This window comes from Nonomuraea diastatica (genome assembly GCF_004349015.1).
Taxonomy (GTDB): Bacteria; Actinomycetota; Actinomycetes; order Streptosporangiales; family Streptosporangiaceae; genus Nonomuraea; species Nonomuraea diastatica.
Genome location: NZ_SMKP01000248.1, coordinates 1 through 13,226, shown reverse-complemented (window position 1 = coordinate 13,226; position 13,226 = coordinate 1). Strand labels below are relative to the sequence as shown.

The following is a 13,226-nucleotide window of genomic DNA, read 5'->3' as shown; positions in this document are numbered from 1 at the left end:
GCTCTGCCTCGGCCGGTCCGCTCGTGACCTCCGCGCCCGCCGGCCCCCCTGCGCGCTCCGCCCTGGCCGGTCCGCCCGAAACCCCCGCGCCGGCCCGGCCGCCCGGGAGTTCTCCAGCGGTGGGCCCGGCGGGAACGCCGGCATCGGCGGAACGGGCGGTGGCGGCGTCGCCGCGGAGAAGCCCAGCGGGTCCGGCCGACGTGCCGCCATCCGGGGGTCCGCCATCCGCACGGACAACACCCGCAGGGCCGGCCGTGGTCTCGTCACCGGCAGGCCCGGTCGTGGCGTCGCCGTTCGCCGGTCCGGCCAGGGAGCCGGGGTGGCCGCTCGTGCCGGGCAGGCCGGAGCCCACGGGGCGCAGGAGAACCTCGCCGCCCGGCGTGAGCGTCGCGATGCCCGTACGGACCTGCGCGCCCCTGGCGATGGCGGCGCGCAGGAGCGCTTCGCGGACCGCGTGTCCGTTCACCCGGGCCGCCCCGGGCACGAGGATCGCGCTCAGGTCGTCGGACAGCGGCGGGAAGAGCTCAGACGGGGTGGGCACGTCGGTGATCTGCCCCATCTCCGGCGCTTCGGGGTAGCGGCGGTGCAACAGCGCGCGTACCTGCTCCAGCTCGGCCGGCTCCTCGGTCACCAGCAGGGCGCCCACCTTGGCGTAGCCGATGTCCTCGCCCAGCTCCTCGACCAGCCGCGGATAGTCGCGGGCGCCCTCGCGGGTCAGCTGGTACCACGAGTCGTCCTCCGCGTGGTCCACCCACGGGCACACGATCCCCGCGCCCGCCTCGGTCGCCTGGCCCCGGTAGCCCGACTCCAGCACCGTCACCGTCGCGCCGCGGCCGGTCAGGTAGTAGGCCGCGGCGGCTCCGACGATGCCGCTTCCGATCACCACAACGCGCATGCTCCAATCGTCGCAGCCTCTCTGAACCGGCCTGACGGCCGGGTCGTCGCGTTACCATCCGGATACCGGCCCACGCCCCTCTCGTGCCGGGGCGACCGGCCGGTCTCCGGGCGCGGCACGCCGCCGCGCCCGGAGACCGCTTCCGTACGGTCAGGCGACGGTGTTGCAGCTGGGCACCCAGCCGACGACGCCCGTGGCGACGTTCCTGCCGTGCTCCCAGTCGCACGTGTACGGGGCGCCGGCGGCGAAGTTGTCCACCTCGAAGCCCTGGCCCGGGTAGCCGAGACCCTGCCGGGTCGGCCCGCCGTCGGGGCGGGCGAAGATCCGGACCCCGGGGACCCGGAAGTCGAACCGGACCGCCCGCTGAGCGGTGTCCTCAACCGCCACGGCCTGCGCGGGGACGGCGGCCAGGGGCAGTGCGGCGACGGCCAGGGGCAGTGCGGCGGCGGCGCCCGGCTGACCAACTACAGCAAGGGCTATCTGAGCAAGGTCGAGACGGGGGAGAAGGGGCTGACGCCGGGGGTCGCGCGCGGGTGCGACCGCGCGCTGCGGACCGGTGGCGAGCTGGCCGGGCTGGTGGAGCGCGAGTCGGGGGCCTGCCCCCTACCGCGGACTGAGCGCGTACGAGCCTGAGGACGCTCGGTGGTTCTTCGGACGGGAGCACGCGGTCGGGGTGCTGGTCGCCCGGCTGGCCGGACGGCCGGACGAGCGGGGGCCGCTCACCGTGGTCGCCCCCGTGAGCCCGTCGTGAGCGCGGTGGGCGACTTAGCCGGCGCCCCAGCCGTAGGTCTTCATGAGCCTGGCCGCCACCCGGGCGAAGCGCTCGCCGTCGAGCACCGCGCCCTCGCGCCGGATGTCGTCCTCGTCCAGCACGAAGACCCGGTCGAGCCGTACGTAGGAGACCTGGTCGTCGCGGCCCCACGAGCCCAGCTCCAGCCAGTCGGGCCCGTCGTCGCCCTTGCTGGACAGCATCATGCCCAGCAGCCTGTGCCCGGTGCGGCCCACGACCAGCAGGGGGCGGTCCTTGCCCCGCGACGGATCCTCCTCGTAGGGCACCCAGGCCCAGACGATCTCCCCGGGGTCGGCCATGCCGTCGAGGTCAGGGGAGTAGGCCAGGGTGGCGGGCCCGTGGAGGGAATGGATCTCGCGTACCGCACCCCGGGCGGGCCGGGGGTCCTCACCTAGATCGCGCATTGGGGGAGCTTACGGGGCCAAGCCAGCGAAAATCCATCCCGGAAGGCCGGAGACCCCGGGAAGAACGCCCGGACGTCGTCCGCCCTGCTTCGAGGTGCTGGAGCCGGTCGAGCCGAAGGAACGCCTGCACGCGCCCGGCCGCCGCCCACTCTCCTCTAGAATCTCATTCTGTGTCGTCTTCTGTGTCGTCATCAGCGTTCTTCACGCGAAAAGGGGACGACCTCGTCCCCGCCCCGCACGCCCGCGGCCCCTGGTCACCCGACATGCTCCACGGCCGGCTGCTCGGCGGGCTGGCGGCCCGGGCCATCGAGCAGCGCCACGCGGAGCCGGGCCTGTCCTTCGCCCGGCTGACCGTCGACCTGTTCCGCAACAGCCCCATGTTGCCCGTCACGGTGGAGACCACCCTGGTCAGGGACGGCCGCCGGATCCGGGTGGCCGACGCGACGATCTCCACCGAGCAGGGCGTGATCGCGCGGGCCGGCGCCGTGCTGCTGAGGCAGGGCGAGCAGCCAGGCGGCGAGCAGGCGATCGTCACGCCCGCCTGGGACGAGCCGCCGCCATCTGGCCCGCCGGTCGAAGGAGGCGCGTGGACGCCGCCGTTCGACCTGTGGCGGGTGTCAGGCTGGGGAGCGCCGGGGCCGGGGCGGGTGTGGTTGCGCGAGCGCCACCCGCTGGTGGACGACGAGCCCGTGACGCCGTTCGTACGCGCGGCACTGGCCGCCGACTTCGCCAGCCCGCTCAGCAACACGGGGCTCGACGGGCTGCGGTTCATCAACGCCGACTACACGCTGACGCTCGCCCGCCTCCCCGAGAACGACCTCATCGGCATCGAGGCCACCGGCCACCTCAGCACCGGCGGCGTGGCGACCGGGCAGGTCACCCTGCACGATCCGGCGGGACCGCTGGGCTTCTGCCTGGTGACGGCGGTGGCCAACCCGGCCCCCCTCGGAAGGGGCTGACCGTCAGGCCGGACGCTCCGCGCGGTCGCCGGACCAGTCGGTGTGGAAGACACCCTCCTTGTCGACCCGGTGATAGGTGTGGGCCCCGAAGTAGTCGCGCAGCCCCTGCACCAGCGCCGCCGGCAGGCGGTCGCGCCGCAGCCCGTCGTAGTAGGCCAGCGCCGAGGAGAAGCCCGGCGTCGGCACGCCGATCTGCACGGCCGTGGTGACCACCCGCCGCCACGACTCCTGCGCGGCGTCCAGGACGGCAGCGAACGTCGGGTCGGCGAGCAGCGTCGGCAACTCCCTGTCGGCGTCGTACGCGGCCCGGATCCGGTCGAGGAACTTGGCCCGGATGATGCACCCGCCGCGCCAGATGGTGGCCATGGCGCCCAGGTCGAGATCCCAGCCGTACTCCTTCGAGGCCGCCGCCATCTGGTCGAAGCCCTGCGCGTACGCCACGATCTTGGAGGCGTAGAGGGCCTGCCGCACGTCCTCGATCAGCTCGCGCCCCCCGACTCCGGACAGCTTCGGCCCCTGCAGGGACGCGGCGGCGGCGCGCTGCTCCGGGTGGCCGGACAACGCGCGGGCGAAGGTCGCCTCGGCGATGCCGGTCACCGGGACGCCCAGGTCGAGCGCGCTCTGCACGGTCCAGCGGCCGGTGCCCTTCTGCTCGGCCTGGTCGACCACGATGTCCACGAACGGCTTGCCCGTCCCGGCGTCCACCTGGTCGAGCACCTCCGCGGTGATCTCGATCAGGTAGGAGTCGAGGTCGCCCCGGTTCCACTCCCTGAACACCTCGGCCAGCTCGGCCGGCGTCGCGCCCAGTGCCTGGCGCAGCAGGTCGTAGGACTCCGCGATGAGCTGCATGTCGGAGTACTCGATGCCGTTGTGCACCATCTTCACGAAGTGGCCGGCGCCGTCGGGGCCCACGTGCACGCAGCACGGCACCCCGTCCACCTGGGCCGCGATGTCCTGCAGGATCGGGCCGAGCGCCTCCCACGACTCCTTCGACCCGCCCGGCATGATGCTCGGGCCGAGCAGCGCGCCCTCCTCGCCGCCGGAGATGCCGGTGCCGACGAAGTGGATGCCCCGCTCGCGCAGCGCCGCCTCGCGCCGCCGGGTGTCCTGGAAGTGCGCGTTGCCGCCGTCGACGATCATGTCGCCCGGCTCCATCAGGTCGGCGAGCTGGTCGATCACCGCGTCGGTGCCCGCCCCCGCCTTCACCATGATGATCGCCCGGCGCGGGCGCTTCAGCGAGGCCACGAACGCGGCCAGCTCCTCGGACGGCACGAACGTGCCCTCGCCGCCGAACTCCTTGATCAGCTGCTGCGTCCGGCTGTACGAGCGGTTGTGCACCGCCACCGCGTATCCGTGCCTGGCGAGGTTGCGGGCCAGGTTGCGTCCCATGGTGGCCAGGCCGGTGACGCCGATGTCTGCCAAATCCATATCGAATCTCCTCTGTGGGGGGTACGCATGATCCAGCCCGGGCGTTCGGAGGGATATTCCCACCTCGCCCCGCCTCCCGTACACCCGGCTCGGCGAGCCCGTCCGGCGGGCCGGCGGGGACCGGGATGCGCCGGTCTGTTCGGCTCCTCCCTGGCATACCCGCGGACGCCTGCCCGATGCCGGACGATCATCCCGGGTTGTCCCCGGCGCCGTAGGAGACGAGCCGGACCGCGGGGCCGTCCTCGGGGGAGTAAAGGCGTGCGGAAACGGGCAGATCCGGTCCGTCGCCGCCCTCAACCGGGGGAGGCGACGAGCCGCTCCCCGCAGGGAGCGGACAAGCCACGACACCATGGGGAACGATGCGGATCGTCATCGCGGGCGGCCACGGCAAGATCGCACTGCGCCTGGCGCGGCGTCTCGGCTCGGACGCCGTCGGCCTGGTGCGCAACCCGGCCCACGTCACCGACGTCGAGGCCACGGGCGCCGAGGCCGTGGTGTGCGACCTGGAACGGGCGTCGTCCGGTGAGGTCGCGGGGATCGTCGAGGGCGCCGGCGCCGTGGTCTTCGCCGCGGGCGCGGGGCCGGGCAGCGGCGCGGCCCGCAAGGAGACGGTCGACAAGGGCGCGTCCGTGCTGCTCGCCGACGCGGCTGAGGCGGCCGGCGTACGACGGTTCATCCAGATCTCGGGCATGGGCGCGGGTAAGCCGCCCGCGCCGGACGGGGACGCGGTCTGGGCCGCCTACATCACGGCCAAGACCGAGGCCGAGGACGACCTGCGCGCCCGCGACCTCGACTGGACGATCCTGCGCCCTGGCCGGCTGACCGACGAGCCGGGCACCGGCCTGGTCAGGCTGGCGCCGGAGGTCCCGCCGGGCGCCGTGCCCCGCGACGACGTTGCGGCCGTCATCGCGGCCATGCTCGACGCCCCGGGGACCGTCCACCGGACGCTGGAGCTCGTCTCGGGTGACACGCCCGTCGCCGACGCCGTCGGGGGAGCGTGATGCGCGCGGCAATCGGCCGCGCGGGAGCGGCAGGCTTTTGCCGAAAGCTGGCTATGAAGTGTGGCACGCAGGGCTAGATGTCCCCTGAGCACAAGGGGGATTCATGTCTGACATGCCGTTCAGGTCGTTCTTCGGCGGGGACCCGTTCAGGGGGTTCGAGGAGCTCACGGGCCGCGTGTTCGGGGGTGTGGAGGCCTGGCCGCCGACCCGGCCCAGCGTCCAGCGGGTGGACGTCGGCAGGCTGCTCAGCGCCTCGGCCAGGGAGGTCCTGAGGCGCGCCCTGGAGGAGGCCGGGCAGCGTGGCGCCGCCGACCTGGACGTGCTCGACCTGCTCGACGCGCTGATCGACGATGACGCCACAGGGGGCATGCTGCGCTCGGCGGGCGTGGACGTCGGCCGGCTGCGCGACCGCATCGACGCGCTCGCCGGTCCCGGCCCGGCCCATCTTCGGCCCGGCGAGCCGCCCACGACGCTCTCGCCGGCGGTCAAACGCGCCATCCTGGACGCGCAGCGGATCTCACGCGCCCTGCAGTCGTCGTACATCGGCCCCGAGCACCTCCTGCTCGCCCTGGCCGCCAACCCCGACTCCGGTGCCGCCCGCCTCCTGCGGGAACAGGGCGCATCCGCCAACGAGCTGCAGCAGGCCATCATGTCCGCCGGCGCGCGGACGGGCGAGCCGCGCCGGGGAGGGGGCGACACCCCTACGCTCGACGAGTACGGCAGGGACCTCACGGAAGAGGCCAGGCAGGGCGGGATCGACCCGGTCGTCGGCCGCGAGGACGAGATCGAGCAGTGCATCGAGGTGTTGTCGCGCCGCACCAAGAACAACCCGTGCCTGATCGGCGAGCCGGGCGTCGGCAAGACCGCGATCGTCGAGGGCATCGCCCAGCGCATCGTCAACGGGACCGTCCCAGACATCCTCAAGGACCGCCGCGTCGTCGGCCTCGACCTCACGGGGATGGTGGCGGGCACGAAATACCGTGGCGAGTTCGAGGAGCGCATCAAGAAGGTCATCGACGAGGTGCGCGCGCACGCCGACGAGACCATCGTCTTCATCGACGAGGTGCACAACCTGGTCGGCGCCGGCTCCGCCGAGGGCGGCATGGACGCCGCCAACATCCTCAAACCGGCTCTCGCCCGCGGCGAGCTGCACGTCGTCGCCGCCACCACGATTGACGAGTACCGCAAGAACATCGAGAAGGACGCCGCGCTCGAACGCCGTTTCCAGCCGATCCTGGTCGCGGCGCCGACCGTGGAGCAGACGGTCGAGATCCTGGCCGGGCTGCGCGACACGTACGAGGCCCACCACCAAGTGCGCATCACCGACGACGCCCTCGACGCGGCCGCGAACCTGTCGGCCCGCTACATCTCCGACCGCTTCCTGCCCGACAAGGCCATCGACCTCATGGACCAGGCCTCGGCCCGGGTGCGGCTGCGCTCGCGTACGCCCGGCACCGGCGTGCGCGAGCTGGAGGAGCGCCTCGACTCGCTGCGTCGCGACAAGGACCAGGCCGTCTCCTCCGACGACTTCGACCGCGCCAAGGAGCTGACCACCGAGATCGGCAAGATCAGGCCGGAGCTGGAGCGCGCCAGGCGCGGCGAGGACAGCGTCCCGCAGGTCGTGGTGGAGGACATCGCCGAGGTCGTGTCCCGGCAGACCGGCATCCCGGTCACGCAGCTCACCCAGCGCGAACGCGAGCGCCTCATGAGGCTGGAAGAGCACCTGCACAAGCGAGTGATCGGCCAGGACGAGGCCGTCGTCGCCATCGCCGAGGCGGTGCGCAGGGCCCGGGCGGGCCTGGCCGACCCGAACCGTCCCATCGGCAGCTTCCTGTTCCTGGGCCCCACCGGAGTCGGCAAGACGGAGCTCGCCAGGTCTCTGGCGGCGGCGTTGTTCGGCGGCGAGGACCACATGGTGCGCATCGACATGAGCGAGTTCCAGGAGCGGCACACGGTCTCGCGCCTCATCGGCGCTCCGCCCGGATATGTCGGGTATGAGGAGGCGGGCCAGCTCACCGAGGCCGTACGCCGCCGCCCGCACGGTGTCGTCCTCCTCGACGAGATCGAGAAGGCCCACCCCGACGTGATGAACATCCTGCTGCAGATGCTCGACGACGGCCGGCTCACCGACGGCCACGGCCGCACCGTCGACTTCACCAACTCGATCGTCATCATGACCAGCAACATCGGCGCGCAGATGATCCTCGGCTCGGAGGACACCCAGGAGCTGCACGACCGGCTCATGGACCTGCTGCGCCAGTCGCTCCGGCCCGAGCTGCTCAACCGCATCGACGAGACGATCGTCTTCAAGCGGCTGGAACGCGAGCAGCTCCGCCAGATCGTGGACCTGCTGCTGGAGCGGACCCGGCAGCGGCTGCGCGGCCAGGACGTCACGCTGGAGGTCACCGACGCCGCCAAGGACTGGCTGGCCGAGCGCGGCTACCAGCCCGAGTTCGGCGCCCGGCCGCTGCGCCGCATCGTGCAGCGCGAGCTGGACAACCGGCTGTCCACCATGCTGCTGACCGGCGAGATCGAGGAACACGGCAGTGTCAGCGTGGACGTCGAAGGCGACGGCCTCCAGCTCAGGGCGCACAGCCCGGAACGGGTCTAGCCGACGGCGGCCTCGGCGCGGCGCCGGCACTCCTCCAAGGTGAGGCCGGCCAGCGCCTCCCGCACGGCGGGCACGCACACGGGGGCCATGGACAGGCTCGTCACCCCGAGCCCGGCCAGCAGCGGCGCGAGCAGCGGATCGCCGGCCGCCTCGCCGCACACCCCGACCGGCTTGCCCGCCTCCCTGCCCGCCCGCGCGCACATGCCGATGAGCTGGAGCAGGGCGGGCTGGCGCGGGTCGAGAAGATCGGCCAGCGCCGAGTGCTGGCGGTCGGCGGCGAAGGTGTACTGGGCCAGGTCGTTGGTGCCGATGCTGAGGAAGTCGACCTCCCGCAGCAGCGCCCCGGCCCGGAGCGCCGCCGCCGGCACCTCCACCATCGCGCCCACCTTGGCGATGCCCCGCTCATGTGCGCGGCGGGCGAACCCGCTCGCCTCCGCCACGGTCGTGACCATGGGCGCCATCACCCACGCCTGCGTTCCCGTCGCCCTCGCCGCCTCGGCGATCGCGTCGAGCTGGGTGTCCAGCACGCCGGGCAGGATCCGGTCCACCCGCAGGCCCCGCACGCCCAGAGCGGGGTTCGGCTCCCCGGGCAGGCCCAGGAACGGCAAGGGTTTGTCGGTGCCCGCGTCGAGCGTGCGCACGATCACGGTCTCCGCCTGCTCGAACACCTCCGCGTACGCGGCCACCTGCTCCCCGAACGACGGCGCCCCCGTACGGTCGAGGAACAGGAACTCCGTCCTGAACAGCCCGACGCCCTCCGCGCCCGGCCGCAGATCCTTGGCCGAGCCGATGTTGAGCAGCAGCTTCACAGGATGGCCGTCGGCGGTCCTGCCGGGGCCGCTGCTCGCCGCCAGCCTGGCCCGCTCCGCGCGGTCGCCCGCCACGATCTCGGTCGCCCGTTCCTCGGAGAGGCCGGTCGTGATCTCGCCGGTGCCGCCGTCCACGCCGACGACCGTGCCGTCGGGCAGGTCCATGACGCCCGCGCAGGCCACCACCGCGGGCAGGCCGCGGCCACGCGCCAGGATCGCGGTGTGGCTGGTGGGCCCGCCCCGCTCAGTGACGAGCGCCAGCACGTCGGGGCCAAGCCCCGCGGTGTCGGCCGGGGAGAGGTCCTCGGCCACCAGCACGTACGGGTGGCCAGGGGCGGGCAGGCCGGGCATCGGCAGGCCGAGCGCGAACGCCACCGCCCGGTGCTTGAGATCGTCCAGGTCGGCGGCCCGCTCGGCCAGGTAACCGCCCAGCTCGGCCAGGGCGTCGCGGTGCTGGGCGAAGGCGGCGTCGAGAGCGTGCGCGGCGTCGGCGCCGTCGCGCGCCCGCCGCTCGGCCTCCTCCAGCAGCATGGGGTCGTCGGCCATCATGGCCAGCGCCTCGAGGATCTCCGCCGCCTCGCCCCCGCCCGCGATCCTCACTTCGCCGGTCGCCTCGCCGCGGTCCGTGGCCGCCGTTTCGCCGGTTGCCGCGGCGCCGTCCGGGGCCGCGGCCGGGCGTGCGGCAGACCGTGCGGCGGGCTGGGCGCCGGATCGGGCGGCGGCCGCGCGGCGGTTGAGGTCGGCGGCGACCGCCTCCAGGGCCTTGGCGACCGTGGCCGCCTCAGCGGCGCGGTCGGTGACCGGGCGGGGCTCGGGTAGCGCCGGCGGCCCCGCCATCCGGATCATCGGGCCCGCCGCCCGGCCCTGACTGACGCCGACGCCGGCGAGCCGCCCGGCGGCAACCGCTCGGTGGCCGTTGTCAGGAGTCGTGGCGTGCGGTGGTTCTGCGCCCGGGCCGCTGTCAGGAGTCGTGGCGTCCGGCGGTCCTGTGCCGGGGAGCAGTGGGTCAGGGCCGGACAGGTCACGCATCGAGAGCCTCTTCCGCGTCCAGGTCACGTGACAGCAGCGCCGCCAGGGAGTCCAGCGCCTCCTCCGCCCCGGGCCCCTCCGCTTCGAGCGTGACCTCCGAGCCGCGCACCGCGCCCAGCGACAGCACTCCCAGCATGCTCTTGGCCGGCACGGACTTCTCGCCCAGCCGGACCGTCACCGGCACCCCCAGCTTCGCCGCCGCCTGTACGAACAGCTTGGCGGGACGGGCGTGCAGGCCGCTGGCCGAGGCCACGGCCACCGTTCGTTGTGCCATGAGAAGCCTCCCAGGCTCCATGTTGGATCTTGAGTGCTCGTTCTTCCGTGCTCGTTCTTCCGTGCTCGTTCTTCGGGGCTCGGTTCTCAGTGCCCGATCGCCAGTGCCCGATCTCAGGGCTCGATGGTGACCTTGATGGCCGCGCCCCTGCGGACGAGATCGATCCCGTCGAGCACCTGCGGCAGCGGCAGCCGATGGGTGACGAGGTCGGACACCACCACGGCGCCGTCGGCGACCAGCCGCAGCGCCTCGGCGTTGTGCGCGGGGCTGGAGCCGTTCGCGCCGACGATGGTCAGCTCGCGGTAGTGCACCAGGTTGGAGTCGAGCGCGATGACGGGATCGTCCTTGGGCAGGCCGCCGAAGAAACTGATCCGGCCCTGCCTGGCCGCCATCCGCACGGCCTGCTCCTGCGCCGCGCCCGACGCCGCCGCCGTGATCACGACGTCGGCGCCCCTGCCGCCGGTCAGCTTGAGCACCTGCTCGGCCGGGTCGGCGTCGATGGCCGCGTCGGGGCGCACGAGCTCGGCCGCCATCGCCAGGCGTTCGGCGTTGACGTCCACGAGGAAGACCCGGGAGGCGCCGCGCGCCCGCGCCAGGCGCACGTGCAGGCAGCCGATCGGGCCCGCGCCCATCACCACCACGTCGTCACCCGCGCCGACGCGCGCCAGCGACTGGCCGTTCAGCACGCACGCCAGCGGCTCGGCCACCGACGCCTCGGCGAAGCCGACGCCGGACGGGATGGCGTTGACGCCGTCCACGGCCAGCACCTTGGCGGGGATGATCATGTACTCGGCGAATCCGCCGTCGTAGTGGTAGCCCATCGACTCCTGGTTCGGGCAGACCGTACGGCGGTCGCGTACGCACTCCTGGCACGTGCCGCAGGGGATGGCGGCGATCACCTGCACCCGCGCGCCGGTGCCGACGACCTCGCCGGCGATCTCGTGGCCCATGACGCGCGGCGGCCTGATGTGGTGGTGGCCGAACGTGAAGATCTTGGCGTCCGTCCCGCACGTCGAGCAGTTGCGTACCCGGATCTTCAGCTCCCCGGGCCCTGCCTCGGGCTCGGGCGCGTCCTCGATCCTGATGTCGCCGGGGGCGTGGAATCGGGCGACCTTCATGGAGTGAGCTCCTTCATGACCTGGGAGACCTCCGTGGCCTCGCGCAGCGTCCTCGCGCGGTCGGGGTCGAGCAGGATCTCGGCCAGTTGCGACAGTAGTCGCACGTGCCCGTCGTCCTTGGCGGCGATGCCGACGCACAGGGTGACCTGCTCGCCGTCCCAGTCGACGCCGCCGGGGAAGCGGACCACGCAGATCGCGTCGCGCCGGACGTCCTCCTTGGAGGCGTTCGTCCCGTGCGGGATGGCCACTCCCTCGCCGACGTAGGTGGAGATCGACCGCTCGCGTTCGAGCATCGCCTCGATGTACGGCTCCGCGACCGCCCCCACGTCGGCCAGCGCCCGCCCGCACCGGCGGATGGCTGCCTCGCGGTCGGGGGCGCTCTCGTGCAGCAGCACGGCCCGCGGATCGAGCAGGTCGTCACGCATCGACGGTGCCGCCGTTCTTGATGGTGTTCACCAGCTTGGTCACCGCCGGGTCGCCGAGGAAGATCTGGAACGACACCAGAGGTTTCCCGGGGGCGGAGGCCTTGGCCCTGGCGGCGAGCCCCGAGTGGCACACGATGACGTCGGCGTCGTCGGGGATGGAGTTGACCGGGGTGTGCTCGACGGTGACGCCGCTGTCCTTGAGCTGCTTGCGCAACTGCGAGGCGAGCATCACGCTGCTGCCCATCCCGGCGTCGCAGGCGACGATGAGCTTCTTGATGTCCTTGCTGTCGATGCTGGGCATGGGTCAGGCCTCCTTGGTGGCGGGCTCGGTGCCCTCACTGGATTCTGTGGAACCGTCCTGCTCCGCCTTCTCTCCGCGGCCGAAGCCGAGAAGGACGGCGGCGACGGCGAACGACACGGCCGCTGCCACGAGGATGCCCAGGCTGGAGCTCAGCCAGCCGCCCCTCGGTGTGACCGCGAGATACGCGAAGATGCTGCCGGGCGACGGCGAGGCGACCAGGCCGGCGCCGGTGGCGATGAACGTGAACACGCCGGCCGCGCCGCCCGCGATGACGGCCAGGATGAGGCGCGGCTTCATGAGCACGTACGGGAAGTAGATCTCGTGGATGCCGCCGAAGAACTGGATGAGCATCGCGGCGGGCGTGCTGGGCCGCAGCTGGCGCGGGCCGAACAGCAGGAACGCCAGCAGCAGGCCGAGCCCCGGGCCGGGGTTCGACTCGAGCATGAACAGGATCGACTTGCCGGTCTGGGCGGCCTCGTTGATGCCGAGCGGGGTGAGCACGCCGTGGTTGATGGCGTTGTTGAGGAACAGCACCTTGGCCGGCTCGATCAGCACCGAGGCGATCGGCAGCAGGTTGTTGGTGACCAGCCAGCCCACGGCGTTGCCCGCGGCCGTGGTGGCGGTCTCCACGACCGGGCCGATGCCGAGCATGCCGATGACGGCCATCGCGCCGCCCACGATGCCGGCGGAGAAGTTGTCGACCAGCATCTCGAAGCCGGCCTTGGTCCGCTGCTCCGTGAACTTGTCTACATATTTCAGGATCAAGGCGGTGAGTGGGCCGATGATCATGGCGCCGAGGAACATCGGGGACTCGGTGCCCACCACGACGCCCATGACCGCCACCGCACCGACGACCGCGCCGCGCTGCCCGTGCACCATCCGGCCGCCGGTATAGGCGATGAGGACCGGCAGCAGGGTCCCGATGATCGGGCCGACCATCTTCGCGAGCGTCTCGTTGGGCAGCCAGCCTGTCGGGATGAACAGGGCGGTGATCAGGCCCCAGGCGATGAACGCTCCGATGTTCGGCATGATCATGCCGGCCAGATGGCCGCCGATGCGCTGGATGGTGGCCTTGACACCGGTTCCGGTGACCGGGGGTGTGTAACTTTCGGCCATGGGACTTGCTCCTTCGGGGGGATGAGCAGTGATCAGCCGCTTCGCTGGGTCAGGGCAGTGCGGGGG

The 13,226-nt window shown here is 72.7% G+C and carries 14 protein-coding genes; 4 read left to right on the top strand and 10 right to left on the bottom strand.

The features are described from left to right. Nucleotides 1–895 (bottom strand): NAD(P)/FAD-dependent oxidoreductase (locus E1294_RS47315; protein ID WP_132518599.1); only part of this gene is annotated, 895 nt, incomplete at its 3' end. Nucleotides 896–1,045: 150 nt separating this feature from the next. Then, the gene (locus E1294_RS47310) at nucleotides 1,046–1,282 is read right to left on the bottom strand and encodes a hypothetical protein (RefSeq protein WP_132518597.1); all 237 of its coding nucleotides are present in this window, start codon (nucleotides 1,280–1,282) and stop codon (nucleotides 1,046–1,048) included. Nucleotides 1,283–1,451: 169 nt separating this feature from the next. On the opposite strand from E1294_RS47310, the gene E1294_RS47305 reads away from it, so the two are divergent. Beyond that, entirely contained in the window at nucleotides 1,452–1,646 is a 195-nt protein-coding gene (locus E1294_RS47305) for an nSTAND1 domain-containing NTPase (RefSeq protein WP_132518595.1), read from the top strand. 14 nt (nucleotides 1,647–1,660) lie between these two features. Here E1294_RS47305 and E1294_RS47300 read toward each other — a convergent pair whose 3' ends face one another. Then, nucleotides 1,661–2,089, bottom strand: coding sequence for a type II toxin-antitoxin system PemK/MazF family toxin (locus tag E1294_RS47300; protein ID WP_132518593.1), 429 nt, complete (start codon nucleotides 2,087–2,089; stop codon nucleotides 1,661–1,663). 170 nt (nucleotides 2,090–2,259) lie between these two features. Between E1294_RS47300 and E1294_RS47295 the strand changes: the two genes are divergently transcribed. Then, nucleotides 2,260–3,048, top strand: a complete 789-nt coding sequence (locus E1294_RS47295; protein ID WP_132518591.1) for an acyl-CoA thioesterase domain-containing protein — start codon at nucleotides 2,260–2,262, stop codon at nucleotides 3,046–3,048. A gap of 3 nt (nucleotides 3,049–3,051) precedes the next feature. On the opposite strand, the gene gndA is transcribed toward E1294_RS47295, so the two are convergent. Beyond that, on the bottom strand, nucleotides 3,052–4,476 hold the full coding sequence (gndA, locus tag E1294_RS47290) for an NADP-dependent phosphogluconate dehydrogenase (RefSeq protein ID WP_132518589.1): 1,425 nt from the start codon (nucleotides 4,474–4,476) through the stop codon (nucleotides 3,052–3,054). 359 nt (nucleotides 4,477–4,835) lie between these two features. On the opposite strand from gndA, the gene E1294_RS47285 reads away from it, so the two are divergent. Both E1294_RS47285 and E1294_RS47280 read left to right on the top strand, forming a co-directional pair. Further along, nucleotides 4,836–5,477 (top strand): SDR family oxidoreductase, encoded by a 642-nt coding sequence (locus E1294_RS47285; RefSeq protein ID WP_132518587.1) that lies wholly within the window; start codon nucleotides 4,836–4,838, stop codon nucleotides 5,475–5,477. A 103-nt stretch (nucleotides 5,478–5,580) separates the two neighbouring features. Beyond that, the gene (locus tag E1294_RS47280) at nucleotides 5,581–8,088 is read left to right on the top strand and encodes an ATP-dependent Clp protease ATP-binding subunit (RefSeq protein ID WP_132518585.1); all 2,508 of its coding nucleotides are present in this window, start codon (nucleotides 5,581–5,583) and stop codon (nucleotides 8,086–8,088) included. Here the strand turns inward: E1294_RS47280 and ptsP are convergent. The 6 genes from ptsP to mtlA all read right to left on the bottom strand — a co-directional run bounded on the left by ptsP (nucleotide 8,085) and on the right by mtlA (nucleotide 13,160). After that, entirely contained in the window at nucleotides 8,085–9,926 is a 1,842-nt protein-coding gene (ptsP, locus tag E1294_RS47275) for a phosphoenolpyruvate--protein phosphotransferase (protein ID WP_132518583.1), read from the bottom strand. The genes E1294_RS47280 and ptsP overlap by 4 nt on opposite strands. Beyond that, nucleotides 9,919–10,200: an HPr family phosphocarrier protein gene (locus E1294_RS47270; protein WP_132518581.1), complete on the bottom strand. Its 282-nt coding sequence runs from the start codon at nucleotides 10,198–10,200 to the stop codon at nucleotides 9,919–9,921. The genes ptsP and E1294_RS47270 overlap by 8 nt, the downstream gene beginning before the upstream one ends. Nucleotides 10,201–10,313: 113 nt before the next feature. Continuing rightward, complete coding sequence (locus E1294_RS47265) at nucleotides 10,314–11,318, bottom strand: zinc-dependent dehydrogenase (protein ID WP_132518579.1); 1,005 nt, start codon at nucleotides 11,316–11,318, stop codon at nucleotides 10,314–10,316. Then, nucleotides 11,315–11,743, bottom strand: a complete 429-nt coding sequence (locus E1294_RS47260) for a PTS mannitol transporter subunit IIA (RefSeq protein WP_132518577.1) — start codon at nucleotides 11,741–11,743, stop codon at nucleotides 11,315–11,317. The genes E1294_RS47265 and E1294_RS47260 overlap by 4 nt, the downstream gene beginning before the upstream one ends. After that, the gene (locus E1294_RS47255) at nucleotides 11,736–12,044 is read right to left on the bottom strand and encodes a PTS lactose transporter subunit IIB (protein ID WP_132518575.1); all 309 of its coding nucleotides are present in this window, start codon (nucleotides 12,042–12,044) and stop codon (nucleotides 11,736–11,738) included. The genes E1294_RS47260 and E1294_RS47255 overlap by 8 nt, the downstream gene beginning before the upstream one ends. Before the next feature lie 3 nt (nucleotides 12,045–12,047). After that, nucleotides 12,048–13,160, bottom strand: coding sequence for a mannitol-specific PTS transporter subunit IIC (gene mtlA, locus E1294_RS47250; RefSeq protein ID WP_132518573.1), 1,113 nt, complete (start codon nucleotides 13,158–13,160; stop codon nucleotides 12,048–12,050). Nucleotides 13,161–13,226 lie beyond the last annotated feature (66 nt).